This is a genomic window from Pseudogulbenkiania sp. AW2-16 (assembly GCF_056824575.1).
Genome location: NZ_CP157668.1, coordinates 1194355 through 1219750, shown reverse-complemented (window position 1 = coordinate 1219750; position 25396 = coordinate 1194355). Strand labels below are relative to the sequence as shown.

At 67.0% G+C, this 25396-nt stretch carries 25 protein-coding genes and 1 pseudogene; 10 read left to right on the top strand and 16 right to left on the bottom strand.

What is annotated here, in order from left to right; all coding sequences use genetic code 11:
- Nucleotides 1-140: 140 nt before the first annotated feature.
- From ABKF58_RS05820 to cyaY, 5 genes are all read right to left on the bottom strand, one after another.
- The gene (locus tag ABKF58_RS05820) at nucleotides 141-1046 is read right to left on the bottom strand and encodes a glutamate/aspartate ABC transporter substrate-binding protein (RefSeq protein ID WP_482583779.1); all 906 of its coding nucleotides are present in this window, start codon (nucleotides 1044-1046) and stop codon (nucleotides 141-143) included.
- Nucleotides 1047-1141: 95 nt separating this feature from the next.
- Nucleotides 1142-1876: an amino acid ABC transporter ATP-binding protein gene (locus ABKF58_RS05815; RefSeq protein ID WP_008955380.1), complete on the bottom strand. Its 735-nt coding sequence runs from the start codon at nucleotides 1874-1876 to the stop codon at nucleotides 1142-1144.
- A 143-nt stretch (nucleotides 1877-2019) separates the two neighbouring features.
- Complete coding sequence (gene rsmA, locus ABKF58_RS05810; protein ID WP_482583777.1) at nucleotides 2020-2796, bottom strand: 16S rRNA (adenine(1518)-N(6)/adenine(1519)-N(6))-dimethyltransferase RsmA; 777 nt, start codon at nucleotides 2794-2796, stop codon at nucleotides 2020-2022.
- Nucleotides 2797-3083: 287 nt separating this feature from the next.
- Complete coding sequence (locus tag ABKF58_RS05805) at nucleotides 3084-3500, bottom strand: YqaA family protein (protein ID WP_482583776.1); 417 nt, start codon at nucleotides 3498-3500, stop codon at nucleotides 3084-3086.
- Complete coding sequence (gene cyaY, locus ABKF58_RS05800) at nucleotides 3497-3814, bottom strand: iron donor protein CyaY (protein WP_482583774.1); 318 nt, start codon at nucleotides 3812-3814, stop codon at nucleotides 3497-3499. Before cyaY ends, ABKF58_RS05805 begins: the two co-directional genes overlap by 4 nt.
- A 172-nt stretch (nucleotides 3815-3986) precedes the next feature.
- Here cyaY and lptM point away from each other — a divergent pair, with 172 nt between their 5' ends.
- Both lptM and ABKF58_RS05790 read left to right on the top strand, forming a co-directional pair.
- Nucleotides 3987-4112, top strand: a complete 126-nt coding sequence (gene lptM, locus ABKF58_RS05795; RefSeq protein ID WP_008955384.1) for an LPS translocon maturation chaperone LptM — start codon at nucleotides 3987-3989, stop codon at nucleotides 4110-4112.
- A gap of 121 nt (nucleotides 4113-4233) precedes the next feature.
- Nucleotides 4234-5802 (top strand): aminotransferase class I/II-fold pyridoxal phosphate-dependent enzyme, encoded by a 1569-nt coding sequence (locus ABKF58_RS05790; protein ID WP_482583772.1) that lies wholly within the window; start codon nucleotides 4234-4236, stop codon nucleotides 5800-5802.
- A gap of 216 nt (nucleotides 5803-6018) precedes the next feature.
- Here the strand turns inward: ABKF58_RS05790 and ABKF58_RS05785 are convergent, their stop codons facing one another.
- The 9 genes and pseudogenes from ABKF58_RS05785 to ABKF58_RS05745 all read right to left on the bottom strand — a co-directional run bounded on the left by ABKF58_RS05785 (nucleotide 6019) and on the right by ABKF58_RS05745 (nucleotide 16392).
- Nucleotides 6019-7602 carry a sensor domain-containing diguanylate cyclase gene (locus tag ABKF58_RS05785; protein ID WP_482583770.1) on the bottom strand — a complete coding sequence of 528 codons (1584 nt, stop codon included), beginning with the start codon at nucleotides 7600-7602 and terminating at the stop codon, nucleotides 6019-6021.
- Between the two features lie 197 nt (nucleotides 7603-7799).
- Entirely contained in the window at nucleotides 7800-9368 is a 1569-nt protein-coding gene (locus tag ABKF58_RS05780) for a DEAD/DEAH box helicase (protein ID WP_482584333.1), read from the bottom strand.
- Between the two features lie 1756 nt (nucleotides 9369-11124).
- The gene (locus ABKF58_RS05775; protein WP_482583769.1) at nucleotides 11125-11913 is read right to left on the bottom strand and encodes a hypothetical protein; all 789 of its coding nucleotides are present in this window, start codon (nucleotides 11911-11913) and stop codon (nucleotides 11125-11127) included.
- 335 nt (nucleotides 11914-12248) lie between these two features.
- Nucleotides 12249-13527, bottom strand: a pseudogene (gene hemL / locus ABKF58_RS05770) (glutamate-1-semialdehyde 2,1-aminomutase).
- 100 nt (nucleotides 13528-13627) lie between these two features.
- Nucleotides 13628-14098 (bottom strand): CYTH domain-containing protein, encoded by a 471-nt coding sequence (locus tag ABKF58_RS05765; RefSeq protein WP_482583768.1) that lies wholly within the window; start codon nucleotides 14096-14098, stop codon nucleotides 13628-13630.
- Nucleotides 14099-14407: 309 nt separating this feature from the next.
- Complete coding sequence (locus ABKF58_RS05760; protein WP_008955391.1) at nucleotides 14408-14824, bottom strand: CopD family protein; 417 nt, start codon at nucleotides 14822-14824, stop codon at nucleotides 14408-14410.
- Between the two features lie 188 nt (nucleotides 14825-15012).
- Nucleotides 15013-15393, bottom strand: a complete 381-nt coding sequence (locus ABKF58_RS05755; protein WP_482583766.1) for an MmcQ/YjbR family DNA-binding protein — start codon at nucleotides 15391-15393, stop codon at nucleotides 15013-15015.
- Between the two features lie 4 nt (nucleotides 15394-15397).
- Entirely contained in the window at nucleotides 15398-16207 is an 810-nt protein-coding gene (locus ABKF58_RS05750) for a M48 family metallopeptidase (RefSeq protein WP_294866986.1), read from the bottom strand.
- Between the two features lie 32 nt (nucleotides 16208-16239).
- Nucleotides 16240-16392 (bottom strand): rubredoxin, encoded by a 153-nt coding sequence (locus ABKF58_RS05745; protein ID WP_014088782.1) that lies wholly within the window; start codon nucleotides 16390-16392, stop codon nucleotides 16240-16242.
- A 76-nt stretch (nucleotides 16393-16468) separates the two neighbouring features.
- On the opposite strand from ABKF58_RS05745, the gene thiD reads away from it, so the two are divergent.
- Together thiD and thiE are read left to right on the top strand one after the other, a co-directional pair.
- Nucleotides 16469-17344: a bifunctional hydroxymethylpyrimidine kinase/phosphomethylpyrimidine kinase gene (thiD, locus tag ABKF58_RS05740; RefSeq protein WP_482583765.1), complete on the top strand. Its 876-nt coding sequence runs from the start codon at nucleotides 16469-16471 to the stop codon at nucleotides 17342-17344.
- Nucleotides 17331-17948, top strand: coding sequence for a thiamine phosphate synthase (thiE, locus tag ABKF58_RS05735; RefSeq protein WP_482583763.1), 618 nt, complete (start codon nucleotides 17331-17333; stop codon nucleotides 17946-17948). Before thiD ends, thiE begins: the two co-directional genes overlap by 14 nt.
- 254 nt (nucleotides 17949-18202) lie before the next feature.
- On the opposite strand, the gene waaA is transcribed toward thiE, so the two are convergent.
- Nucleotides 18203-19465: a lipid IV(A) 3-deoxy-D-manno-octulosonic acid transferase gene (gene waaA / locus ABKF58_RS05730; RefSeq protein ID WP_482583762.1), complete on the bottom strand. Its 1263-nt coding sequence runs from the start codon at nucleotides 19463-19465 to the stop codon at nucleotides 18203-18205.
- On the bottom strand, nucleotides 19462-20424 hold the full coding sequence (gene waaC / locus ABKF58_RS05725) for a lipopolysaccharide heptosyltransferase I (RefSeq protein ID WP_050773246.1): 963 nt from the start codon (nucleotides 20422-20424) through the stop codon (nucleotides 19462-19464). Before waaC ends, waaA begins: the two co-directional genes overlap by 4 nt.
- 72 nt (nucleotides 20425-20496) lie before the next feature.
- Between waaC and ABKF58_RS05720 the strand changes: the two genes are divergently transcribed.
- From ABKF58_RS05720 to ABKF58_RS05695, 6 genes are all read left to right on the top strand, one after another.
- Nucleotides 20497-20832: a hypothetical protein gene (locus tag ABKF58_RS05720; RefSeq protein ID WP_150105098.1), complete on the top strand. Its 336-nt coding sequence runs from the start codon at nucleotides 20497-20499 to the stop codon at nucleotides 20830-20832.
- 88 nt (nucleotides 20833-20920) lie between these two features.
- Nucleotides 20921-21679, top strand: a complete 759-nt coding sequence (locus ABKF58_RS05715) for a glycosyltransferase family 2 protein (protein WP_482583760.1) — start codon at nucleotides 20921-20923, stop codon at nucleotides 21677-21679.
- Nucleotides 21676-22653, top strand: coding sequence for an NAD-dependent epimerase (locus ABKF58_RS05710; protein WP_482583759.1), 978 nt, complete (start codon nucleotides 21676-21678; stop codon nucleotides 22651-22653). Before ABKF58_RS05715 ends, ABKF58_RS05710 begins: the two co-directional genes overlap by 4 nt.
- Before the next feature lie 358 nt (nucleotides 22654-23011).
- Entirely contained in the window at nucleotides 23012-23566 is a 555-nt protein-coding gene (locus ABKF58_RS05705; RefSeq protein ID WP_482583757.1) for a hypothetical protein, read from the top strand.
- 128 nt (nucleotides 23567-23694) lie between these two features.
- Nucleotides 23695-24162: a cupin domain-containing protein gene (locus ABKF58_RS05700; RefSeq protein WP_482583755.1), complete on the top strand. Its 468-nt coding sequence runs from the start codon at nucleotides 23695-23697 to the stop codon at nucleotides 24160-24162.
- A 199-nt stretch (nucleotides 24163-24361) separates the two neighbouring features.
- Entirely contained in the window at nucleotides 24362-25342 is a 981-nt protein-coding gene (locus ABKF58_RS05695) for a polysaccharide deacetylase family protein (protein ID WP_482583754.1), read from the top strand.
- Nucleotides 25343-25396: the final 54 nt, after the last annotated feature.

Here is a 25396-nt window from a genome sequence, read left to right as displayed (position 1 = left end):
CTCACGACCAATGCGGGATTGGCTGTGAATCGTCCCGCCACAGGCGGCGGGCTAGCGCTGCGAGCCGGCGCGTGGCGGCGGCAATGCCGCCGGTCCGCGCCGGGAACAGGGTCATGACAGGCTCGAGTCGCCCGTCAGGATTACATCTGCTCGGCAGACTTGTCGGTCGGGTTCTTAATCAGAGCCTTGAGTTCGGCCGACATCGGGAAATTCAGGTTGAGGTTTTTCGGCGGAACCGGGCTGGTGAACCACTTGGCGTAGATCTTGTTGATCTCGCCGGACTTGTAGGTGGCCTTGATGGCGTCGTCGACGACTTTCTTGAAGGCCGGGTCGCCCTTGCGCATCATGCAGCCGTAGATTTCGAACGACTGCGGCTTGCCGGTCACCACCCACTCGGCCGGGTTCCTGGCTTTCACCATTTCGCCGTACAGCAGCACGTCGTCCATCATGAAGGCGACGGCACGGCCGGATTCGGCCATCAGGAACGATTCGCCGTGGTCCTTGGCCGAGATGATGTTCATGCCCATCTGCTTCTCGGCGTTCATGGCCTTGATCAGGCGCTCGGAGGTGGTGCCGGCGGTGGTCACCACGTTCTTGCCCTTCAGATCGGCGAAGTCCTTCACGCCGGAGGTCTTCTTGGTCAGGAGACGGGTGCCGATCTCGAAGATGCCGACCGAGAAGTCGACCTGCTTCTGGCGCTCCAGGTTGTTGGTGGTGGAACCGCATTCGATGTCGACGGTGCCGTTCTGGACCAGCGGAATGCGCGTCTGCGAGGTCACCAGGTTGTACTGGACCTTCAGGCCCGGCATCTTCAGGTCTTTCTTGACGGCTTCGACCACCTTGTTGGCGATGTCCATCGAGTAGCCGATCGGCTGCTGGTTGTTGTCGAGGTAGGAGAAGGGAATGGAGGCATCACGGTGACCGATGACGATGGTCCCGGAGTCCTTGATCTTTTTCAGGGTGCCGGTCAGCTCGGCGGACATGGCCGGAGCAGCGAGCAGGGCGCCAACGGTGGCGGTGCAGATGAGTCGAGTGGTAAAGCGCATGCAAGTTTCTCCTGTTCTATTGATCTCGGCGCCCCCGTTATTCGGGGGTCGCTGTGCTGACAGCGTGCCCCGCCCCCGTTGCCTGCTTTGCCGGCTTATTGCATCGGCGTCAGCAACTGGCGCAGGAACTGCTTGGCCCGATCGTGCTGGGGGTTCATGAAAAACTCCTCAGGCTGGGCTTCTTCGATGATCTGGCCATGATCGACAAACACCACCCGGTCGGCCACTTCGCGAGCGAAGCCCATTTCATGGGTCACCACCATCATGGTCATGCCCGATTCCGCCAGGTCTTTCATCACGCGCAGCACTTCACCGATCATTTCCGGATCCAGCGCCGACGTGGGCTCGTCGAACAGCATTACCTGAGGCTGCATGGCCAGGCCGCGGGCGATAGCCACACGCTGCTGCTGCCCACCGGAAAGCTGCGCCGGGAAGGCGTCTTTCTTGTGGGCCAGTCCCACGCGTTCTAGCAATTGCAATGCCAGCTTCTCGGCGGCCGCCCGTTCCATCTTCTTAACCATTAGAGGTGACAATGTGATGTTGTCAAGTACAGACAGGTGCGGGTAGAGGTTGAAGTGCTGGAACACGAAGCCCACTTCGGCGCGCAGGGCGTTGAGATCGGTCTTGGGGTCGACCACGTTCTTGCCGTCCACCCAGATCTCGCCGGAGTTGATCGATTCGAGCTGGTTGACGGTGCGAATCAGCGTGGACTTGCCCGAGCCGGACGGGCCGCACACCACCACCACCTCGCCGGCCGCGACGTTCAGGCTGACGTCGTTGAGGACATGCAGGTCCTTGAACCACTTGTGCACGTTCATGAATCGGATCATCGTTACCGCTCTTTCTGTTTACTGATTTTCATTTATATTTCAAGACGTTGCCTTTGCCTGCCGGCAGCAGGCCGGCGTGCCGCCGCCACGATTTTCGGGGCAGGCCGCGGCCGGCGCAAGCTGCAACGCAGCAAGGGCCGGGGTCAGCGCCGGCTGCTCAGCAGGTTGGCCATGGCCACGTACTGCTCCACCGTCAGGTTCTCCGGGCGCAACCCCGAGTCGATGCCGAGCGCGGCGAAGTCCGCCTCGTCCAGTACGCCCTTGAGGTTGTTGCGTAGCGTCTTGCGGCGCTGCGAGAAGGCCAGGGTGACCAGGGCCTCGAGCTCGGCTTCGTCGGTCGCCACACCGCAGCGGCCGGGCGCCGGGATCATGCGCACCACGGCCGATTCCACCTTGGGCGGCGGCCAGAAGGCGCCCGGCGGCACATGCAGAATCTGTTCCATTTCAAAGCGATACTGCAGCATCACCGTGAGCCGGCCGTAATCGGCGGTGGACGGTTCGGCCACCATGCGCTCGATGACTTCCTTCTGCAACATGAAGTGCATGTCGACCACGCGGTCGCCGTAGCTCGCCAGGTGGAACAGCAGCGGCGTGGAGATGTTGTAGGGCAGGTTGCCGATCAGCTTGAAACGCGTGCCGATGCTGGAAAAATCGAAGGCCAGCGCGTCGCCTTCGTGGATGGTGAGGCGCTCGGGCGGGAACTCGCTTTTCAGCCGGCTGATGATGTCGCGGTCGATCTCGACCACGTGCAGGTGCGGCAGACGCGCCAAGAGCGGGCGGGTCAGCGCGCCAAGGCCCGGGCCGATCTCGACCACGATGTCGCCGAGCTGCGGGTTGACCGCGTGCACGATGCTTGCGATCACGCTGGCGTCCTGCAGGAAGTTCTGGCCGAAGCGTTTACGGGGTATGTGTTTTGTCATGGGCTTTCGTCATGAAGCGCTCATCCGATCCATGACGGATGGCGAAAAAAAGAGTGGCCGGTGTAGCTTTTTTTGTCTCACTGGCGTGGCAAAACGACATGAAAATCAATCGACATCAAAATACCCATAGAAAAATTTTCTATCGCCACGCCGATTTTGCCACCCTGACCGTGCCCGGCCGGACCGTCCCGGCGCCGGGGCGGGGTGGGCAACGCGGCATTTCGTTCGGAAAACCGAACAACATTGCCGGCATCGGAACGGATTTCCGAACCCGTCGGCGTCAGCGGTCAGCGTGTCAGTACCTGCAGCGTCAGCGCGATGGCGGCGTAGCGCAGCCCCTTGCCGGCGGTCAGCCACAGCACGCTCGGCAGCAGCGGCAGGCGCAGCCAGCCCGCCGCCAGCGGCAGCGCGTCGCCGATCAACGGCACCCAGGCCAAGAGCAGGGTGGCCGGGCCGAAACGCTCGAACCAGCGCGCGATCCTGGGCGACAGCTCCTTCCTCGGCGCGAGCCGCCCCAGCCACAGGCTGCTGACGCTGCCGGCGCTGTTGGCCAGCGTCGCCAACAGCAGGGCCGGCCACAACCAGTCGGGCCACTTGTAGAGGAAGGCGGTGAGCGCGAGCTCGGAATTGCCGGGCAGCAGCGTGGCGGAGAGGAAGGCCGAGGCGGCCAGCCCGGCCAGCGCCAGCGCCGCCGTGTCCATCATTCGGCGAGCTCGAAGTCCTGGCCGGAGGCTTCGCGTATGGCCTGCGACAGGGTGGCGAAGAATTCGGCGCCGTCGCGCGCGGCAAGCCACTGACCGTCGCTCAGGGCGAAGTGGTAGCCCCCGCTCTTGGCGGCGATCCACAGTTCGTGGTTGCTGCTGTGGCGGTTGACCACGATCTTGGCGCCGCTGTCGAACTCGATTTCCAGCACGTTGCCGTTGGTGCGGAAGTCGGCGTCGAGGCCGGCATCGTCGATGGCGTTCTCGATGCGGGCGAAGATGCCGTCGGTCAGGATGAGGAATTCGCTGTCGGTCATGTCGTCTTGTCCAGTTGGGTCGGCGCGCCGCCGTATGCCGGTTTCGCCGGGCGGACGGGCCAGGACAGCCCGGATGGGCTGCGCGGGGAGGACCGCCGGAAGAAACGGGCGCTATGTATCGGCACGGCGCGCTTTGCTAGTATCGTAATTTTGCCACATCGGACCCGCCTCCATGCGAACCATGATCTCCCTCGTGGCCTTGTGCCTTATCGTCACGGCCTGCGGCTACAAGGGCCCGCTCTATCTACCCAAAGACGCGCCGGCGAAACACCGGCACCACGATGCCTCGGCGCCATGACCCCGGCCCGCTGCCATGCCCCGCCTGCCGGGGCATTTTTCATCGGGCCCGCCGCTGCGGTGGCGGACCCTGCCGCCGCCATGGCCTAGAATGATCCGCACTGCGTTTGTGGAGTGACCCCATGACCCGTTTTGCCCGCCATCTCGCGCATCACCCCATCGTCAATCCGTTTCCCGGCATCGTGAAGCTGGAAGCGGCGCTCGGCCACCCGATCCGGGCGCGCATCGGCTCCAACGAGAGCATGCCGCAGCCGGCGTCGCCGCTGCTGCAGTTGCTCGGCGCCGCCGGGGCCGAGCTGGCACGGCTCTACCCCGACCCCTACGCCCACGCGCTGCGCGCGCGCGCCGCGGCGCTCAACGGCGTGACGGCAGACGAGGTGCTGTTCGACACCGGCGCCGACAGCCTGATCCTGCTGACGCTGCGCCTGTTCTGCAACGTCGGCGATACCGTGGTGAGCACGGCGGGGACGTACCCGACCTTGCGCTACTTCGCCGAGGGCGTCGGCGCGCAGGTGGTCGAGGTCGACTACGCCCGCGGCGACAACCTGCTGGCGCCCGATCTGGCGGCGCTGGCCGAGGCCGCCCAGCGGCACCGGGCGGCGCTGGTCTACCTCGCCAACCCGGACAACCCGAGCGGCCACTACCACCGCGCCGACGCCATCGCGCGGCTGCGCGCGGCGCTGCCGGCCGACTGCGTGCTGCTGCTGGACGAGGCCTACGTCGACTTCTGCGTGGACGAGGACGACGCGCCGCCGGCCGGGGTGCTGCCGAACACGGTGCGGCTGCGCACGCTGTCCAAGGCCTACGCGCTGGCCGGGCTGCGCGTGGGCTACGCCATCGCCGCCGCCGAGATCGTCGCCAAGGCCGACCAGATCCGCCCGCAGTACGCGCTGTCGGCGCTCGCCCAGGCGGCGGCGCAGGCGGTGCTGGACGAGCCGGACTACGCGCGCCGGCTGATCGCCGACACGCTGGCGCTGCGGGCCAGTGCTGGCCGAAGCGCTGCGAGAGCGCGGCCTGACCGTGCTGCCCAGCCGCACCAACTTCGTCGCCATCGCCTACCCGGACGCCGCCGTGGCGGAGCGCATCCAGCGCGCGCTGCTGGCCGACGGCGTGGCGGTGCATCGTCCGCCGCATGCGGCGATGAAGCATCTGCTGCGCGTCACCGCCCATCCGCAGGCGCTCGACGCCGCGGTGCTGGACGCGCTGGCAGGCTCCGCCTAGCCATTACCAGCCGCCTTCGCAACCACGACGCGAAGGTTCGTGAGCAGGGCCGCCGACCGTTCAGGGAGCACGGCAAGCGCTCGCTGAGCGGGTCTCTGCGGGCCAATCCATCGTTGAGCCAATCGAAAGACCGGCACGCAGGGATTTGCCCAGCGCCAGCGGCGCAGGCTGGCAGCGCAACGCCGCCGACGAAGTCAGCGCGGCTATGGCACATGGGAATAATGCACCGCCAGCCAGACCGTGGGCTGCTCGGGGTCGGTCCAGTCGACGCGGTGGCGGCGGTGCGGCGCGATGTCGAGCCAATCGCCCGGGCGCAGGTCGCGCGGCACGCCTTCGTCCTCGAACAGCAGCTTGGCCTCGCCGGCGAGCAGCAGCACCCACTCGCCATCGGGCTGATCGAACCAGTAGCCGGGTGGGCTGGCCTGGCCGAACGAGACGATGCGTTCGATCTTGACGCCGGGCTGGCGTAGCAGGGTGTGGAACACTTCCTCGGCGCCGGCGGCGGGGAGGTCGTTGAGCAGGTTGTGGATCGGCATCGGCGTGCTCCCGTGAGCGGCCCGGACGGCCCAGGGGCGGGCCGTCCCCTGACTGGATCATAGCCAAGCCGCCAGCGCTTGCCGGCACGGTGGCGGCGACCGCTTCGGGCACGCGGCCGCGCTCGAGGTTGGCCGAAGCCCGCAGCGGCGTCACACGGCGGCCAGCACCACGCGGTTGCGGCCCTGCTGCTTGGCCTGGTAGAGCGCGTCGTCGGCTTCCCGCAGCAGCGCCTCCGGGGTTTCGTCGGCGATGCCGGCGGCCACGCCGATCGACACCGTCAAGGCCGGCAGCCCGGGCACGCGGTACGCTTCGACGCGGGAGCACAGGCGTTCGGCCACGCGTTCCGCGCCGATGGCGTCGGCCCCCGGCAGCAGCATGACGAATTCCTCGCCGCCCATGCGGCACACCACGTCGCCCTCGCGCGCGCTGTCGCGCATCAGCTGCGCCAGCGCGGTGAGCGCCTGGTCGCCGGTATCGTGGCCGTAGCTGTCGTTGACCGACTTGAAGAAGTCGATGTCGATCATCAGCACCGCGAAGGGCTGGCGGCTGTATTTCCAGTCGTCCAGCACGCTGTCCAGTTCGCGCCGGTTGCCAAGGCCGGTGAGGGCATCGGTATTCGATTCCTGGCGGAAGCGGTTGAGCTGCTGCTGCATGGCGCGCATCCCCACCAGCAGCGCCTGTTTCAGCTGCTGCGCCTCGAAGTACCACGAGCGCACCGCCTCGATGCGCGGCGTGGCGCCGTGGCTGTCCATGGCAGCGGCTTCGCGCGCCAGTTGCCGCAGCGGCCGCGCGATCTGCAGCGACAGCCACCACACCACCACGATGATGATCAGCAGCAGCGGCGCGGCGTACTGGGCCATGGTCAGCATGAGCTGGTCGAGCTCGGCCAGCGCCTGCGCCCTGGGGCGCTGCGATACCACGCCCCAGTGCGCGCTCGGCACGTAGGCGTAGCCGGCGAGCATCGCCACGCCCTGGGTGTTGGTCACCGGCCGGGCACCGCTCTGCCCGCGCATGACGGCCGCCACCACCGGGTTGCCCGAGGCGTCCTGCATGATGCGGGCGGGGTCATGGTGGTAGATCAGCCGTCCCTTGCCGTCCACCACGTAGAGGTAGGAGCCGTCGCGGTAGTAGTGCTCGCCCAGCAGGCCGTGCAGGATGTTCTTCTCGCGCAGCCGGATCGAGCCGCCGACGTAGCCCCGGTAGCGGCTGGCACGGTCGAACAGCGGTTGCGAGATCATCACCACCAGTTGCCCGGTGACGGCACGGTAGGGTTCGGAGATCAGCGGGCTCTGCACGGCCAGGGCCTCGTGCGCGCCGGGGCTCTCCGGGCGCCGGCCGACGAGCTGGGGCAGGGCGGTGGCGGCGCGCACCACGCCGCGTTCGTCGAACACCACCAGGGTGTTGAAGCTGTCGGAGGAGCGCTGCTGCAGGTCGAGCTCGCGTTGCAGCGCGGCGGCGTCGTCCATGTGCTCGACCAGCCGCTCGGCGTTGACGCGCAGGTTCTGCTGGGTGGCGCGCAGAAAGACCTCGGTGTTGTAGGCCACCTTGGCGGCGTAGACCCGGTGTGCTTCGAGCGTGTTGCGGATCAGGATGTCGCGCTGCACCTGATAACCGGAGTAAAAGCCGTTGATCACGGCGAGCAACACCGCGGTCAGGGCCAACAGCAGGATCAGGCGGCGCAGGTCGAAACGGAGCATGACGGTTTCCCAGCGCGAGAACAGGGGGGTGAACATGCCGACGCCGCCTAGTCGCGGTGTCGGGCTGCGAGGCTAGCCATCGCCGTGTCGGGGCATGCTACTGATGCTGAAAGAATAGGAAAAGTCGGCGCGGTTTGGCAGCAAAAAACCGCACGGCAAGGAGGACGGGCACCCTGGCCGATGCCGGGCGCCTCCCGCGGAGGGGCCGCCCGGCCCCCTCCGGCGAAACCCGCTCAGCCACCCTTGAGCAGTTGCAGCAGCGCGTCGGCGTCGAGCTTGGCGCTCAGTTCGCCGCCTTCCAGCAGGCTGTCGGCCAGGTCGCGCTTGGCGGCGTGCAGCGCCACGATCTGTTCCTCGATGGTGTGCTCGGCCACCAGCCGGTAGACGGTGACCGGGCGCTGCTGGCCCATGCGGTGGGCGCGGTCCGAGGCTTGGTCTTCCACCGCCGGGTTCCACCACGGGTCGAGGTGGATGACGTAGTCGGCGGCGGTGAGGTTGAGGCCGGTGCCGCCGGCCTTGAGGCTGATCAGGAACAGGTCGCCCTGGCCGGCCTGGAAGGCGTCGACGCGCGCCTTGCGTTCCCGCGCCGGGGTGGAGCCGTCGAGGTACTGGTAGGCGATGCCGTGCTCGTCGAGCCAGGCGCGCACGATGGCGAGGTGATCGACGAACTGGCTGAACACCAGCGCCTTGTGACGGTTGTCGAGCAGCTCGTCGGCGATCTCGGCGAACGCCTTGAGCTTGCTGCCGGCGAGCTCGCTGTCCGGCAGCGCCAGGCGCGGGTGGCAGCAGAAGCGGCGCAGCCGGGTGATTTCGGCCAGCACCTTGAACGGCTTGTTGTCCTCCTCGCCCAGCGCGTCGAGCTTGTCCACCGCCTGCTGGCGCAGCGCTTCGTAGAGATGCAGCTCGTCGCCGGACAGCGCCACCTTGAAGGTGATCTCGGTGCGCGGCGGCAGCTCGTCCAGTACCTGGCTCTTGGTGCGGCGCAGGATGAAGGGCTGGATCAGCGCCTTTAGCGCCTTGCGCGCATTCTTGTCGCCGCGCTCGACCGGGACGGCGAAGCGCTGGTTGAAGCGTTCCTGGCTGCCCAACAGGCCGGGGTTGAGGAAACGGAACAGGCTCCACAGCTCGCCCAGGTGGTTTTCCACCGGCGTGCCGCTGGCGGCGAGCTTGAAGCCGGCCTGCAGGCCAAGCACCGCCTGGGCGCGCTTGGTGCCGGCGTTCTTGATCGCCTGCGCCTCGTCCAGCACCACGCTGGTCCACGGCACCGCGGCGAAGGCGTCGGCGTCCTGCTGCAGCAGGCCGTAGCTCACCACCACCAGGTCGAACGGCGCCAGCGTGTCGAGCGCGCGCTGCTGCTGGTAGGAACGCACCTTCAGGGTCGGCGCGAAGCGCGCGGCTTCGGCCAACCAGTTGAGCGCCACCGAGGTCGGCGCCACCACCAGTTGCGGCCCGGCCGGGGCGCGTTCCAGCAGCAGCGCCAGGGTCTGCACCGTCTTGCCGAGCCCCATGTCGTCGGCAAGGCAGGCGCCCACGCCCCAGCGCGCCAGCCGCGCCAGCCAGGCGTAGCCTTCCAGCTGGTAGTCGCGCAGCTCGGCCTGCAGCGTGGAAGGCGGCGTGGGCTGGTAGTCGCCGAGGCTGGCCAGCGCGGCGAGCTGCTCGCGCCAGGCGGCGTCGGCCTCGAACTGGCCGGCTTCCCGTTCCAGCTCGGCCAAGAGCGGCGCGGTCAGCGCGGAGAGGCGGATGGCGCCGTCCTTGCCGACGTGGTCGGCCACCAGCGCCAGCTCGTCGAGGCGGCGGCGCATGGCGTCGGTGAGCGCCAGCCAGTCCTGCTCGCCCAGCTTGAGGAAGCGCCCGGGGTTGGCCTGCAACAGTTCCAGCAGCTGGCGCAGCTGCAGCACGCGGCCGTCGTCGAGTTCGAGATCGCCGGACAGCACGAACCAGTCGCCCTGCTTTTGCAGGCCGAACTTCATCTGCGCCAGGCCGCGCCGCGCCTTGATGCGCATGCGCTCGCCCTCGGGCCAGACGCATTCCAGCGTGGCCGGGTCGACCGCCTGCAGTTCGGACAGCACTTCCAGCGCCGCCTGCGGCTCGGCGAGCTGCCATTCCTGGCCGTCGCCGTCGGCCTGGGCGAGCGCCGGGCAGGCGTCCAGCACCGCCTGCAGGGCCTGCTTTTCCGCTTTCAGCTGGCGCCGCGTCTGCAGCGCCTTGCCGTCCACCTCGCCCACCAGGTTTTCCAGCCCCTGGCCGGGCTTGCACCAGGCGCCGCCGGGCAGAGGACGCATCAGCAGCTGCAGGCGCAGGCCCTGCTCGAGCGGCAGGAGGTGGGCGTAGAGCCGGGCGTCGGCCGGCACGGTGTCGATGTGCGCCGCCAGCTCGGGCAGGTCGGAGTGGATCGGCACCAAGGGCGCGATGCTGGTGATGGCCTCCATCAGCTGCGCCTTGGCCGCCAGCGGCACGGTCAGTTCCTTGCCGACGATGGCGGCGATCTGGCGGATTTCCTTGCTCACCGGGTAGACCACCAGCCGCGTCGGCGTGTCCTTCTCCCACACCACCTCGCTGTCGGCGCCGACCCGCGCCGGCGTCAGCTTGAGCTGGATGTGGGCGCCGCTTTCCTTGAGCTGCAGCGCCACCTGGCCGGCGGCGACGTCGATGCGCACGTCGGGGGCGTCGGCCCAGAACAGCGCCGGGTGGCCGACCAGCGCCGGCAACGCCTTTTCGCCGTCGAGCTCGTAGCTGGAGCCGCCGTAGTAGCCGTCGTAGCTGCGCTGGATGTGGCGCATGACGTTGCGGTCCTGCTCCAGCAGGTAGTCGGCGCTGTCGGCCTCGTCCAGCAGGCGCTTGAGCGCCACCGCGCGGCCCTTGCTCCACTGCCCCTTGGCGCCGAGCTTCTGCTCGCGCGGTTCGAGCAGCACGCCGTGGCGGCCGGCGCTGACGAACCAGGCGAGCCGGGTCGGATTCGGCGCCGCCTGGCGCGCCTCGGCGACCTTGCCGGGGGCCAGCGAGGAGAGCGCGGTGAGCGCGTGCTGCCAGGCCTCGCGGCGCTGGTAGAGCTCGAGCAGCGGACGTGCACCGTGCCGGCTGTGCCAGTCCGGCGTGCTGCGCGGCTCGCCGAATTGCCGTTCCAGCAGCGTCTCCAGTTCTTCGACCACGCGCTGGTAGCCTTCCTGCTGCATGCGCTCGCGGAAGGCGTGCAGCGTGGCTTGCCACGCCGTTGAGGTGGCCTGGCGGGCGTCGAGCCAGTAGAGCGCCAGCGCCAGCATCAGGCCGTCCAGCCCGGCCAGGTGGATCTGCTCGGGCAGGCCGAGGTAGGCCGGCACCGCCACGCCTTCCTGCAGCGCCACCAGGTGCTGCAGCAGGCCGTAGCTCTGGCCGAGGTTGTGCTTGATGCCGTGCTGGATCGCCTGCTTCAGCTCGGCCTGGCGCGCCGGATCGGCGGCACCGAGCAGGGCCAGGCAGTAGAGCGCGTGCAGTTCGGCCGGCAGGTCGAGCTTGCGTTGCCGGGTCTCGGCCTTGCGCTCGTCGCGCCAGGCGTCGAGATGCGCCAGCGCCGCGCCGTAGCTACCCTGCAGCAGCAGCGCGCTGAGGGCGCCGCCGAGGCTGTTGCCGAGGCGGCCGAACAGCGCCACGCGCTCGCCATCGCCGCGCCACAGCGCCTGGCGCAGCAGCCATTCGGCCAATTCGTCCCACTCGCTGTAGCCGCTGTCCCAGCGCGACAGCGCGTAGTCGTAGCCGTGACGGAAGCCGTCGAAGCGCCAGCAGGCCTCCGGCAGGTAGTCGAGCAGCAGCGTCACCTGCACGTCGTCGGCCAGGCCGTCGAACAGGGCGCGCCCGGCGGCGTCGGCGAACAGCCGCTTGGCCGGCGCCGGCGGCGTCTGCCCGGTGCGTTGCTGCAGCTCGTGCAACTGCGCGAGCCAGCGCTGCGCGGGCACTGGCCTGGCCCGCGAGCACGGCGAGCCACAGCTGCAGCTGGCACTGCGCCGGGTCCGCGGCGCCCCAGTTCGCCTGGCGGCTGCCGAGGTGCTCCGGCAGCAGCTTGCTCCAGCGCGCCAGTTCGCGCCGGTCCTGCAGCAAGGGCAGCAAGGCGGCGTTGCGCGCCGCCGGCACCAGGCGGTAGGGCAGGCCGGGGGTGCGCACGATCCACTGCCGGTTCTCCAGCTCGGCCAGCAGGGTGCCGAGGCGCACGCTGTCGAGCTCCTTGCCGTGGGCGTCGTGTACTTCGGCGCGGTGCAGCAGCGTCAGCAGGTTGGCCTTGGTCTCGCCGCCGGGCAGCAGCGCCAGCACGGCCAGCAGCGCCTGGTGGGCAGGGGTGAGCGCAGGCTCGATGTGGTGGGAAAACGAGTCGGTCATGGTCGGTGGGGCAGAACGGCGAAACGACAGGGTTGGCCGAAGACCCGGTACCGGGGCGACGGCCAAGCTGTTCTAAAAGGAAGGTATTCCCAAAAGCATTAGGACCGAGAAAACGCAGCCTGGCAAGGCGAGCGTCTGCGAGGCTAAGGCGAAAGCCAGTAAGCGGGGCCGCAGCCCCTGCACAGAGGACGGCAAGCGCTCGCCGAGCGAATCTCCGCGTGCCAATCTATCGCTGAGCAAATCAAGGATTTGCACGCAGAATTGGCCAGCGAGAGATTCGCACGCAGCCCGCGCAACGCCGCTGACAACGTTACCGGTTCTAAGGCGAAGTGGAACTACAGCCGCGCCAAGGCGCGGCGCGCGGCGGCGATGGTGTCGTCGATCAGCGCGTCGCTATGGGCGATCGACACGAAACCGGCCTCGTAGGCGGACGGCGCCAGGTAGATGCCTTCGTCCAGCATGGCGTGGAAGAAGGCCTTGAAGCGGGCGATGTCGCAGCGCGTGGCCTCGGCGTAGCTGGTCGGCACGGCGTCGCTGAAGTAGAAGCCGAACATGCCGCCGACGCTGTCGGTGCTCATCGCCACGCCGGCGTCGCGCGCGGCGTCGGCCAGACCCGCCGCCAGCTTGGCGCTGCGGGCGCCGAGGGTGTCGTGGAAGCCCGGCTGTTGGATCAGCTTGAGCGTGGTCAGCCCGGCCGCCACCGCCAGCGGGTTGCCGGACAGCGTGCCGGCCTGGTAGACGTTACCCAGCGGCGCGATCTTGGCCATGACGTCGGCGCGGCCGCCGAACGCCGCCAGCGGCATGCCGCCGCCCACCACCTTGCCCAGCGTGGTGAGGTCCGGGGTGATGCCGTGCAGGCCCTGGGCGCAGTTCAGCGCCACGCGGAAGCCGGTCATCACCTCGTCGTAGATCAGCAGCGCGCCGTGCTGTTCGGTGAGCGCGCGCAAGGCCTGCACGAACTCGACGGACGGCTTGATCAGGTTCATGTTGCCGGCGATCGGCTCGAGGATCACGCAGGCGATCTGGTCGCCGACTTCCTTGAAGGTCTCGGCGAGCTGCGCCACGTCGTTGTACTGCAGCACCAGGGTGTGCTTGGTGCAGTCGGCCGGCACGCCGCCCGAAGACGGGTTGCCGAAGGTCAGCAGGCCGGAGCCGGCCTTCACCAGCAGGCTGTCGGAATGGCCGTGGTAGCAGCCCTCGAACTTGACGATCAGGTCGCGCCCGGTGAAGCCGCGCGCCAGGCGGATCGCGCTCATGGTGGCCTCGGTGCCGGAGCTCACCAGGCGCAGCTGCTCGACGGACGGCAGCAGCTTGCAGATTTCCTCGGCAATCTCGACTTCGCCCTCGGTCGGCGCGCCAAACGACAGGCCGCCGACGGCGGCGTCCTGCACCGCCTTGACCACTTCCGGATGGGCGTGGCCGAGGATGGCCGGGCCCCAGGAGCCGACGTAGTCGAGGTACTGCTTGTCGTCGGCGTCCCAGAAATAGGCGCCTTCGGCGCGCTTGACGAAACGCGGCGTGCCGCCGACCTCGGCCAAAGGCACGCACCGGCGAGTTGACGCCGCCGGGGATCACTTGCTTGCCACGTTCAAACAGTTCGAGATTGCGGGACATGATGGTTTCCTGATGAAAACTGACTATGCAGAGATTGGCCGAAGCACCAGAGTCTAGTGCAGCGGGCGGGCGAACCCAAGCCGCGCGAGGAAATAGACGCTCACGCCTTCGGCCAACGGGTGTACGGGTTCTTCGACAGGTGCGCGTTGGTGTAGCGCCCGTCGTGGGTGACTTCCTCGCCCAGCCACGCCGGCTTGGCGAACGGCGTGTCTTCCGCCGGCAGCTCGATCTCGGCCATCACCAGGCCGGCGTTTTCGCCGAAGAATTTGTCGACTTCCCAGACGAAGCCGCCGTGTTCGATGCGGTAGCGCAGCTTGTCGACCACCATCGGGCACATGCTGTCGAGGATGGTCTGGGCGTCGGCGAGCGGGATGGCGTATTCGAACTCGTGGCGCGACACGTCGGTGACGTGGCCCTTCAGCGTGAGCCAGGCCTGTTCGCCCACCACGCGCACGCGCACCGTGCGTTCCTTTTCCACCGACAGGTAGCCCTGACGGTAGCGCACGCCCTCGGCCAGTCCGCGCCAGCCGTCGTTGGCGACGCGAAAGCGCCGCTCGATTTCCATTGCCATATCGTTTCCTAGATCAATAAATACACAGGGCGCCGCATGCTGGCAGGCCTCGTCCCTGTTCGGCGTGGTCCGGTTCGCAGCGATGGGCTGCGCTACGCTTCACCCATCCTACCCCTACGCTCTATCGAGGGGCCGGAGTCTATCCCAGTAGGCGAGCGAGCCAAGGCAGGTTGAGTGCCGCCAGCGCACAGGAACCGGAATGGACACGGAGTCCATGAGGATTCCTGATCGCTGAGCCAATCAAAGATTGGCACGCAGTACTGCCGGCGCTCAAGATGCGAAGGCGCAGCCGCCTAATGGGATGGACTCTCAGAAGGGCTTGACCACCACCAGTATCACCACCGCCAGCAACACCAGCACCGGCAGTTCGTTGAACACCCGGAACCAGGTGTGGCTGCGCGTGTTGCGGCGCGCCGCGAAGGCCTGGCAGAAGCGGCCGCAGACGCCGTGGTAGAGCACCAGCCCGGCCACCAGCGCCAGCTTAGCGTGCAGCCAGCCGCCGCTGACGCCGTAGCCGAACATCAGCCACAGGCCCAGCGCCAGCGCCAGCACGCCGAGCGGGGTCATGAAGCGGTACAGCTTGTGCATCATCAGCAGCAGCCGGTCGTACTCGGCCGGGTGCTCGGCCATCGCCAGGTTGACGAAGATGCGCGGCAGGTAGAACAAGCCGGCGAACCACGCCACCACGAAGAAGATGTGGAACGCCTTGAGGTAGAGGTAGGTCATTTACAGTCCGTTATTCCCATTCCATTTCATTCGTATCACTTTGTCGGCATCGCGGCGCGGACTGCGTGCGAATCTATCGCTGGGCCAATCACTGCGTGCAAATCTTTAGATTTGCTCAGCGATGGATTGGCACGCAGTGATTCGCTCAGCGAGCACTCGCCGTACTCAATGTACTGTCTCGTCGCTGCTCACTCGCCTTCGCGTTCTGCTTCTGAACTGGAAAGGGAATAAAAGGCGCGGCGCGCGCGCGGCAGCTTTTGCACCACCAGTTTCCACGACGTGGCCAGCCCTGCCTTGAGGTCGGTCATGGTCAGGGCGGAACAGTCGCTCACCGCGATCCAGCGCGCCCGCGCCAGGTAGGGGGCGGGGCGCACGCCGGGCAGGCCGCTCAGGGCGAGAAAATCGTCCGGCGCCACCTTGTACGCCACCACCTCGCGGTGAAAGGTGGCGAACATCTTGCCGTCCACGCTGGCCACCCGCACGTCGCCCCATTTGACGTCGAGCGTGGCGCCGGGCAGGGCCAGGGCGCAGTGCTCCAGGTCGGCGAGGTCCGGTTTCACGTGAAACATCGGCTCAGCGCCGACGCGCGGCTTCGTACAGCGGCATCACGCGCGGGATGCGCGCCGACAGCTCCTGCAGGCGGCTGCTGTCCGACGGGTGGGTGGAGAGGAATTCCGGGCCGTTGCCGTTGCCCGTGGCCATCATCTTGCGCCACACGCTGAGCGCGGCGTTGGGGTTGTAGCCGGCGCGCGCCATCAGCTCCAGACCGATGACGTCGGCCTCGCTCTCCATGGTGCGGCTCTTGGGCTTGGTCAGCGCCAGATCGCCGGCCAGCGAGGCGAGATCCATCGCGCCCTGTCCCAGACCGGCCAGCGCGCCGACCACCGACAGCCCCATCTGCTGGGCGTAGGCCTGGCTCATCTGTTCGCGCGAGTGCTCGCGCAGCGCGTGCGCCATCTCGTGGCCGATCACCGCCGCCAGTTCGTCGTCGGTCAGCGCCAGCTTGGTGATCAGGCCGGAATAGACCATAACCTTGCCGCCCGCCATGGCGTAGGCGTTGAGTTCGGGGGAATCGGCAACGTTGACCTCCCAGCGCCAGTTGCGCGCGTCGGGGCGGAACACCGGGGTCTGCGCGATCAGGCGGTTGGCGACGGTGCGCACGCGCGCGGTCAGCGCGGCGTTGTTGTTGAGCTTGCCGGTGCCGCGCACCTTGCTCACTTCCTGCGCGTAGGACTTGGCGGAGGCCTGCTCCACCTCCTGCGACGACAGCAGCATGGTCTGCTTGCGCTGGATGCCCACCGCCCCGGACTGGGTGGTGGAGACCTCAGCGCAGCCGGTCACGGCGACCAGCGTCGCCGCCATGAACGACAGTTTCCACGACATCTCGATTTTCCTTCGCATTGACGCGGCCGGGTTCAGAACTCGACCATTTCGAAATCTTCCTTGCGGGCGTCGCAGTCCGGGCAGGTCCAGTTCACCGGCACGTCTTCCCAGCGGGTACCCGGCGCGATGCCGTCTTCGGGGCGGCCCGCCTCTTCCTCGTAAATGAAACCACAAATAAGACACATCCAGCTGCGCATCGCCTTTGGCCCCAGCTCAGTTAAAATACCGATTCTAAATCCTGACCGACAAAGAGGCTAAGCTTTGAGCACTCCATCCCCTCTGCCCGCCGTATTGACGCTGGCCGGCTCCGACCCGTCCGGGGGCGCCGGCATCCAGGCCGACATTCTGACGCTGGCGAGCCTCGGTTGCCACCCCCTGTCGGTCATCACCGCCATCACCGTGCAGGACACCGCCGGGGTCAGCGACTTCCTGGTCATGGAGGCCGACTGGGTCAACGACCAGGCGCGCTGCCTGCTGGAGGACATCCCGGTGGCCGCGTTCAAGATCGGCATGATCGGCAGCGTCGAAAACGTCGCGGTGATCGCCCAGTTGATGGCCGATTACCCCGATATCCCGTTGGTGTACGACCCGGTGCTGGCCAGTGACGGCGGCGACGACCTCGCCGACGACGACCTGATCGCCGCGCTGCGCGACATGCTGCTGCCGCAGGTCAGCGTGCTCACCCCCAACAGCATCGAGGCGCGCCGGCTCGCCGCCAACGACCCGGACGAGGAAGACAGCCTGACGCTCGACGACTGCGCCAAGCGGCTGCTGGCGCTGGGCTGCGAGCACGTGCTGATCACCGGCACCCACGAGAACACGCGTGAGGTGATCAACTCCCACTACAGCAAGGACCTCAAGGTGCGCCAGCACCATTGGGAGCGGCTGCCCGAGCGCTACCACGGCTCCGGCTGCACGCTGGCCTCGGCCATCGCCGGCATGCTGGCCGCCGGCGCACCGGTAGACGAGGCCATCACCGATGCCCAGGAGTACACCTACCAGACCCTGCTCAACGCCTTCCGCCCCGGCATGGGCCAGTACATCCCGGACCGGCTGTTCTGGGCGCGCGAAGTGGCGGAGGAAGAGGGCGAAGAGACGGAACAGGACGGCGAAGGAGACGACGTTGGCCACGCTTGAGGGACTGTACGCCATCACCCCGGACACCGACGACAGCGAGCGCCTGATCGAGCTGGTGAGCGACGTGCTGCCGCACGGCGTGCGCCTGCTACAGTACCGCAACAAGAGCCAGGACCCGGTGCGGCGGCTGTGGCAGGCCAACCTGTTGGCGAGCCTGTGCCACAGCCACGGCGTCACCTTCATCGTCAACGACGATGTCGAGCTGGCGCTGGCGGTCGGCGCCGACGGCGTGCACCTGGGCCGTGACGACGCCGCCATCGCCGCGGCGCGCGCCCGGCTGGGAGCGGACGCCATCATCGGTGCCTCCTGCTACGACGACATCAAACTGGCCGAGGCGACGGTGGCGGCCGGCGCCAGCTACGTCGCCTTCGGCGCGGTGTTTCCGTCCGGTACCAAGCCGCACGCGGTGCGCGCGCCGCTCGAGCTGTTCGCCCAGGCCAAGCGGCTCGGCGTGCCGAGCGCGGCGATCGGCGGCATCACCCCGGACAATGCCGGAGAGGTGGTTCGTGCCGGCGCCGACATGCTGGCGGTGATCGGCGCGCTGTTCGACGCCGTCGACCCGGCGACGACCTCCGAACAGCTGGCGGCAGCATTCCGACGTTGAACCGGATCAGCACCGCTGGTTTCACGTGAAACCAGAAGACCACAACGCCAAAAGGCGGGAGACTCTCTCCCGCCTTTTTTCATGTATCGATACCGGGGTGGCCATATCCCGACGCGAGCAACGATAGCCCTGCCGCTTCATTCCCAGAAACGATAAAAATTCAGTTTGAATGTCAGAAAAAGAATAGCGGGGAGGAGGTCGTGCCACGGCAGTGGCAGCGCGACGCCGCAGCAAAACCCGAGGGGAAAGGGAACTCAGCGGCGCTCGAGGCCGTGCGCGATCAGCGCCACGATGCGCTCGCTGGCACCGCGATGGGCGGCGGAGAAACCCAGCGCCGCCTGGCGCATGCTCTGGCGACGGGCCGGGTCGGCCAGCAGCGCCAGCGCTTGCTGCACCAGCGCCGCGGCGTCGGCCACCTGCAGTGCGGCACCGGCTGCCAGCGCCTTGGCGCTGGCATCGGCGAAGTTGAACATGGACGGCCCGAACAGCACCGGCACGCCGACGCTGGCCGGTTCGATCAGGTTCTGCCCGCCCAAGGGCAGCAGGCTGCCGCCGACGAAGGCGACATCGGCGGCGGCGTAGTAGCCGAACAGCTCGCCCATGCTGTCGCCGATCCAGACCTGGGTGGTGTCGCGTAGCGCGGCATCGTCGCTGCGGCGCTGCACCGCGAAGCCCGCGGCTTCGGCCAACCCCGCCACGCTGGCGAAGCGTTCCGGATGGCGCGGCACGATCACCAGCAGGGCATCCGCCACGGCGCGGCCGGCGGCGCGCCAGGCGTCCAGGATCAGCGCTTCCTCGCCGTCGCGCGTGCTGGCGCACACCAGCACCGGGCGCGTGCCGATGCGCCGGCGGAACGCCGCGCCCAGCTCCAGCGCCGCCTCGGGCGCGGTGAAATCGTACTTGGTGTTGCCGCAGACGGCGACATCGACTGCGCCCAACTGCTGCAAACGGCCGGCATCGTCGGCGGTCTGGGCGGCAATGGCGCGGAATTGGCGTAGCGCCGGCGCCATCAGCCGGGCCACCTTGCGGTAGCCCCTGAGCGATTTTTCCGACAGCCGGGCGTTGGCGAGGAACAACGGCACCCGCTGCGCGTGCGCGGCGTGGATCAGGTTGGGCCACAGCTCGGTTTCCATCAGCACGCCGAAGCGCGGACGGTAGCTCTGCAGGAAGGCGCGCACGGCGCGCGGGTAGTCGTAGGGCAGGTAACGCACTTCGGCGTCGGGGTAGAGCGCCTCGGCGGTGGCGCGGCCGGTCGGCGTCATCTGGGTGACGAGCAGCGGCGCGTCGGGCCAGCGCCGGCGCAAGGCCGCCACCAGCGGCAGCGCGGCGCGCGTCTCGCCCACCGACACCGCGTGCACCCAGATCGCCCCGGTGGCGGCGGGTACGACACGTTGGCCGAAGCGTTCGTCCCAGTGCTCGAGGTAGGCCGGCGCCTTCTTTGCGCGCTTTCTCAGGTAGCGGCGGATCAGCGGCGTGGCCAGCGTCCACAGCGCGCTATACAAGGTACGCCAGATCACGCCGCGCTCCGCACCCGCACCAGCGCCGCCAGCACCTCGTCCACCGTCGGGCACTGCCCGGCGTTGCCCAGGTTGAGCGCGCGCGGACCTTCCACCACGCCGGTTCGGGCCGGATCGGTATCGGTATAGAGCGCCACCAGCGGCACGTTCACGGCGTTGGCCATGTGGGTCAGCCCGGTGTCGACACCCACCACCGCCTCGGCGTGGCCGAGCAGGCCGGCCGCCTCCCTCAGCGACAGCTTGGGCGCCACCACCCCGGCGTGCATCTTGGCAGCCAGGCGTTCGGCGCGCTCCTTCTCCTTGGCCGAGCCCCACGGCAGCACCGCCACCATGCCGTCCTGGCGCGCCAGGGTGTCGGCCAGCTGCACCCAGCGCTCCTCCGGCCATTCCTTGGAAGCACGGCTGGTGGCGTGCAGCAGCACGGCGTAGTCGCCCGGCAGCAGCCAAGCCGGCCGGGGGCCGGCGTGGATGCCGAAATCCGGTGCGCCTTCCGGCTGGTAGCCGAAGGTCAGGCCGAACAGGCGGCGGTTGCGCTCGATCGCGGAAAGCTGGCGGCTGACACGGTGCTTCTTGTCGTAGAACAGGCTGGCCAGCGGCTCGCGGATGCTCGACCAGCCGTAGCCGGCGAGCGGCGCGCGTGCCAGCTTGGCGGGCAGCGCGCTCTTGACCAGTCCCTGGGCGTCCAGCACCAGATCCCAGTGACGCGCCCGCAGCTGTTCGCGAAACACGCGCATTTCGGCCCAGGTGGAAGGGGACAGCAGGGATTTGCGCCAGCGCCGCCAGGCGATCGGAATCACCGCGCGTACCCCGGGATGCAGCGCGGCGATATCGGCGAAGTTTTCTTCGGCCAGCCAGGCCAGACGCAGATTGGGGTAATGCGCAAGCAGGTCGGTCACGGCAGGCCAGGTGTGGATAAGGTCGCCCATCGACGAGGTGCGCACGATCAGCACATTCATCATGGCCGGCATTGTACGAGCGGCCCTGTGGTTAACCAAGTAAAATCCACCGGCACGAACTGTGGATAACCGCCTGTGGACAAGTTCTGGCGGATTTATCCACAATCTGTCCGTGAGTTGCCAGCTGAAACAATCCCATGCTCATCAACAGGGCAAGTAACTGAGTTAGCACGTCGTTTTTCAGCTTATCCACAAACTGAGGGCCCCTTCATCTGTTGTTTCATTCTATATAAGGGCGTCAATGAAAAGACCGATGGCGAGCAGAACACGCTGTCCACCACACGACACGCACAAGCTGCCGACAAGCTGTGGGTAAAGCGCTCAGGACAGACCGCTCACTATTTATCCACAACTGATGAAGGTGCTGACAAGGCAGTTGGCAACAGCCTTTCAAGCAAGATAATGCACTGATTTATAAAATGGAAAAGCACTTGTCCACAGGGGAAGGGCGACTTCTACAGTTTCTTCGGTTTTTATATAAAAGGGCTAATAAGAAACTATGAGCTCAGCACTGAGCGTCGTATTGATCACCAAGAATGCGGCACAACAGATTGCGGCCTGCCTGGAAAGCTGCCGTTTTGCCGACGAGATCGTGGTGGTGGATTCCGGCAGCAGCGACGACACCATTGCCATTGCCAAAAGCTATAACGCCAAAGTTATCCACCAGGATTGGCTGGGATTCGGTCCGCAGAAGCAGTTTGCGGTGCAGCAGGCACGCCACGATTGGGTGCTGTGCCTCGATGCTGACGAATGGCTGTCACCCGGATTGGCCAGTGAAATCAAAGCCTTGCCGGACAATCCACAAGCGGCGGCCTACCGTTTTCCGCGCAGCAACAAATTCATGGGTCGTTTCCTGCGGCACGGCGAGGGCTACCCGGACCTCAGCCTGCGGCTGTTCGACCGGCGCCGGGCGCGCTGGTCGGACCACGCGGTGCACGAGTACGTCATCGCCGACGGGCCTGTGGAAAACCTCAAGGGCGACCTGATGCACGAGTCGGGCGAAGACATCGCGCTCTATCTCACCAAGCAGAACCGTTACACCGATCTGCAGGCAAAGGCGTTGTTCGCGCGCGGCAAGCGCGTGGGTTGGCCGAAGCTGGTGTTCAGCCCGCTGCTGCGCTTCTTCAAGTTCTACCTGCTGCGCCAGGGCTTTCGCGACGGCGTGCCGGGCCTGGTGCACATCAGCATCGGCTGCTTCAACAGCTACATCAAATACGCGAAGCTGATCGAGCTTCATCGTCTGGAGAACACGCAATGAAAGTATTGGTCACCGGCGCCGCCGGTTTCATCGGTCGCGCCGTGTGCGAAAAACTGCTGGACAAGGGCGGGGTCGACGTCGTGGCTGTGGATAACCTCAACGACTACTACGCCGTCGAGCTCAAGCACGCCCGGCTCGGCACGCTGCAGAGCCGGCCGGGTTTCGCCTTCCACCGGCTCGACATCGCCGATTGGCCGGCGCTGGAGGCGCTGTTCGCCGCCGAGTGCGTCGACTACGTGATCCACCTCGCCGCCCAGGCCGGGGTGCGCTACAGCATCCAGAACCCGCACGCCTACGCCCAGAGCAACCTCACTGGCTTCACCAACGTGCTGGAAGCCTGCCGCCACCACCCGGTCAAGCACCTGGTGTACGCCAGCTCCAGCAGCGTCTACGGCCAGAACGCCAAGGTGCCGTTTTCGGAGGACGACCGCGTCGACGCCCCGGTCAGTTTCTACGCCGCCACCAAGAAGGCCAACGAGGTGATGGCGCACAGCTACGCCCACCTCTACGCGCTGCCCACCACCGGGCTCAGGTTCTTCACCGTGTACGGCCCGTGGGGCCGCCCGGACATGGCGCCGTGGCTGTTCACCGAGGCCATTCTCAAGGGCGAGACCATCAAGGTGTTCAACCACGGCAAGATGCAGCGCGATTTCACCTACATCGACGACATCGTCGAAGGCGTGCTGCGCGTGATGGAGCATGTGCCGCAGGGCGTCGACGGCCAGCCGCCGTACCGGCTGTTCAACATCGGCAACCACAACCCGGTCGAGCTGATGGAATTCATCCGCGCCACCGAAGCCGCCTGCGGGCGCGAGGCGGTGAAGGACTACTACCCGATGCAGGACGGCGACGTGCCGGTGACCTACGCCGACACCGCCAGGCTGCGCGCCGCGGTCGGCTTCTCGCCCGACACGCCGCTGGCCGACGGCATGCAGCATTTCGTCGCCTGGTACCGTGGCTACCACGGCGTGTGAACCAGACCGCCGTGGCGACGCCGTAGAGGCCCGCCACGGCATTTTTGTTCTGCCGAGCGGTTCCGGCGTCCAAAATCAGGAAAACCGCGCAGCGGCCGTTTACGGGCCAGAAAATGGCCCTGTTTTAAAGCTGTTCTTTTTGGATTTGTTAGCCATACTGCATGGTATGGACCGGGTGTTCATGCCGAATCGACCCCGTTGACCAGCTTCGCGATTGCTCCCTCGAACCCATTTGCGTGCGCGCCGCTTGCAGGGTTCCCCGCCCATTGCCGCTGTCTGGCGTCCTGGCTTCGGCCAACGTCGTACTGCCTGGCGACCTTGACCGACCCGCTAGCAATCAGGCAGTGGGAGGACATGTATGGATAACAAGGTGGTGCCCCGGTGGCTGCTGGCGGTTGTGCTGGCGGCGCTGGGGCCGGCCGCTGGAGCCGCGCAATACCTGGTGATCGGCTCGGGCGCACCGGACTACGCGACGCCGTCGGAAGCGGTGGAGGCGGTGGAGGAAGAACTGCTGCCGACCTTCGACGCGCTGATGAAGCTGGAGGCCGCCAAGAAGATCGTGGGCGGCATGCCGGTAGGCGATCGAACATTTGCCTTCATCCTCGATGCCGAATCCAACGACGAAGCCGACCGCCTGCTGCGCGACCTGCCGGCCTGGGGGCAGCTCAAGTGGGAGATCAAGCCGTTGCAGAGCTTCCAGGCGCGGGCCGAGAAGGAACGTAGCATTGCCGATGCGCTGATGAAGAAGGTGACCGACCCGGCGGTGCAACCGGCCGCCGCGCCACCTGCACCATCTGCACCACCATCCCCGGCGGCGGCTCAGACGCCCGGCACCCCGGTGCCGCAGGCTCCGGCCACGCCACCGCCACCCGCCGCCAGCCCGGCCCCGGTCCAGGCTGCCATCACCCTGTGAGCACCTAGCGCGTCGGCGCACGGAAGGGCAAGCGGCTGCGTACCGCTTTTGCCACCGCCTCCCGGCTACTCCTGCCTGACTGGAACCGTGCGCCGATCCCTTTAGGTCATGATTGTTAGGAGTTAGACATGAACAACAAGCTTCTTGCCGTTTTCCTGCTGCTTGCCGCCACCGTCTGTGCCCCGCTGGCATCGGCCGGAAAGAGCGGCGTGGTCATCGTCACGCCGGACGACCTCAAATGGGTCGATGTCACGAGCCTGCCGCCCGGCGCCAAGCTGGCGATCATCGAAGGGAAGATGGACCAGAAAGGCCCGATCACCGCCCGCCTCAAACTGCCTGCCGACTACAAGATTCCCCCGCACTGGCACCCTGGGGTGGAACGGGTGACCGTGCTCTCGGGAATGTTCAACTACGGCGTCGGAGACAAACTGGATCCGCAGATGACCAAGGCCCTGGGACCGGGCAGCGTCGTCATCATGCCGCCCAAGACCAAGCATTTCGCCTGGACCAAGGAAGAAACGGTCATCCAGTTGAACACCATGGGGCCGTGGGGAATTTCCTACGTCAAGCCAGCCGATAAGCCCAGCAAGCCTTGACCTTGCGCCGCAAGTGGCGCCAGCTAGTTCCCCGCCGAAAGTGGTTGATGCCATCCGGTGGGGATAGCCCATGTCGTGTGAGTAAGTTCGGGCCAGCTGACCAAGAAATGGCATCGAGGCCGACGCGGTTCACGGCAAGGCTCGCCGGAATGGTCGCGAGCCGCTACAGTAGTGGCCGTTCGTCATCGATTGCTTGCCCATGTTGCCCAAACTCCCCCTACTCGGCGCCGTACTGGCGTCTTTTGCCCTCAACTGCGCGGCCACCCCGCTGACGCGCTGCCTCGGTTATCCCGACGACGCCAAGCTGGCGATCGTCAACGCCGACGACGTCGGCATGCACCCCGACCTCGACCGCGCGGCGTTCCGTCTGCTCGACGAGGGCAAGATCCAGGATCTGTCGCTGATGGTGCCGGCGCCGCATTTTGCCGCGGCCGCGGCGGAGGTGCGCCAGCGTCACAAGGCGGTCGGGCTGCACCTGACGCTGACCGACGAATGGCAGGAGGATTACGGCTGGGGCGCGGTGCTGCCGCGCGAGCAGGTGCCCTCGTTGTACAACCCGGAAGGCCGGCTGTGGGGCAGCATCGAAGAACTGGCAGCGCACGCCGACATCGACGACGTGCGGCGCGAACTCCTGGCGCAGATCCAGAAGGCGCGCGACGCGGGTCTCACCATCACCCACCTCGACACCCACATGGTGTTCTGGCGCATCCGCAACGACTTCATCAACCTCTACCTGTCGCTGCCCAAGCTCACCGGCATCCCGGTGGTGCTGCAACTGCTGTGGCATCCGGTGGCGCAGCAACTGCCGCTGAGCCGTGGCGAGCAGCTGCGCGGCAACGTGGTGGCCGACAGCTACATCATGCAGTACAACCCGGAAATCCGGCCGCAGAACCTCGAAGTGCGCTACGACGGCTACGACTTCGCGGTGCGCAACTTGCCGCCCGGCCTGCACCAGTTCGCCATCCACCCGGCCGAGGACACCCCGGACGCGCGCCAGCGCATCGGCGACATCATGCTGCGCCTGAGCGATTTCCAGGTGTGGGAAGGGCCGGAAATCCACCGCCTGATGCAGGAAAAGGGTATCCAGACCACCGACTACCAGCGGCTCCAGGCGCTGCAGGAAGCCATCAACCGGCAACCCCGCAACTGCCTCAACGAGACGCCGGCCGCCAGCCGTTGATCGGCCAACAATGAACAGCGACGGGCGCTGATCAAGCGCCCATTGCCGGTAGGG

Coding starts and splice junctions, on each gene's coding strand:
- ABKF58_RS05760 (WP_008955391.1), bottom strand. CDS start 14,824: ATGACCTACCTCTACCTCAAGGCGTTCCACATCTTCTTCGTGGTGGCG.
- lptM (WP_008955384.1), top strand. CDS start 3,987: ATGCGAACCATGATCTCCCTCGTGGCCTTGTGCCTTATCGTCACGGCC.
- rsmA (WP_482583777.1), bottom strand. CDS start 2,796: ATGACAAAACACATACCCCGTAAACGCTTCGGCCAGAACTTCCTGCAG.
- ABKF58_RS05815 (WP_008955380.1), bottom strand. CDS start 1,876: ATGATCCGATTCATGAACGTGCACAAGTGGTTCAAGGACCTGCATGTC.
- ABKF58_RS05750 (WP_294866986.1), bottom strand. CDS start 16,207: ATGTCGTGGAAACTGTCGTTCATGGCGGCGACGCTGGTCGCCGTGACC.
- ABKF58_RS05695 (WP_482583754.1), top strand. CDS start 24,362: ATGTTGCCCAAACTCCCCCTACTCGGCGCCGTACTGGCGTCTTTTGCC.
- ABKF58_RS05780 (WP_482584333.1), bottom strand. CDS start 9,368: ATGCGCCGCCGCCTCGACGAGCTGGCGCTGGTGGCCGACCACGTCGGC.
- ABKF58_RS05775 (WP_482583769.1), bottom strand. CDS start 11,913: ATGACCGACTCGTTTTCCCACCACATCGAGCCTGCGCTCACCCCTGCC.
- ABKF58_RS05700 (WP_482583755.1), top strand. CDS start 23,695: ATGAACAACAAGCTTCTTGCCGTTTTCCTGCTGCTTGCCGCCACCGTC.
- ABKF58_RS05765 (WP_482583768.1), bottom strand. CDS start 14,098: ATGGCAATGGAAATCGAGCGGCGCTTTCGCGTCGCCAACGACGGCTGG.
- ABKF58_RS05820 (WP_482583779.1), bottom strand. CDS start 1,046: ATGCGCTTTACCACTCGACTCATCTGCACCGCCACCGTTGGCGCCCTG.
- cyaY (WP_482583774.1), bottom strand. CDS start 3,814: ATGACCGACAGCGAATTCCTCATCCTGACCGACGGCATCTTCGCCCGC.
- ABKF58_RS05755 (WP_482583766.1), bottom strand. CDS start 15,393: ATGTTTCACGTGAAACCGGACCTCGCCGACCTGGAGCACTGCGCCCTG.
- ABKF58_RS05790 (WP_482583772.1), top strand. CDS start 4,234: ATGACCCGTTTTGCCCGCCATCTCGCGCATCACCCCATCGTCAATCCG.
- waaC (WP_050773246.1), bottom strand. CDS start 20,424: ATGATGAATGTGCTGATCGTGCGCACCTCGTCGATGGGCGACCTTATC.
- ABKF58_RS05715 (WP_482583760.1), top strand. CDS start 20,921: ATGAGCTCAGCACTGAGCGTCGTATTGATCACCAAGAATGCGGCACAA.
- ABKF58_RS05710 (WP_482583759.1), top strand. CDS start 21,676: ATGAAAGTATTGGTCACCGGCGCCGCCGGTTTCATCGGTCGCGCCGTG.
- ABKF58_RS05805 (WP_482583776.1), bottom strand. CDS start 3,500: ATGATGGACACGGCGGCGCTGGCGCTGGCCGGGCTGGCCGCCTCGGCC.
- ABKF58_RS05705 (WP_482583757.1), top strand. CDS start 23,012: ATGGATAACAAGGTGGTGCCCCGGTGGCTGCTGGCGGTTGTGCTGGCG.
- ABKF58_RS05785 (WP_482583770.1), bottom strand. CDS start 7,602: ATGTTCACCCCCCTGTTCTCGCGCTGGGAAACCGTCATGCTCCGTTTC.
- ABKF58_RS05745 (WP_014088782.1), bottom strand. CDS start 16,392: ATGTGTCTTATTTGTGGTTTCATTTACGAGGAAGAGGCGGGCCGCCCC.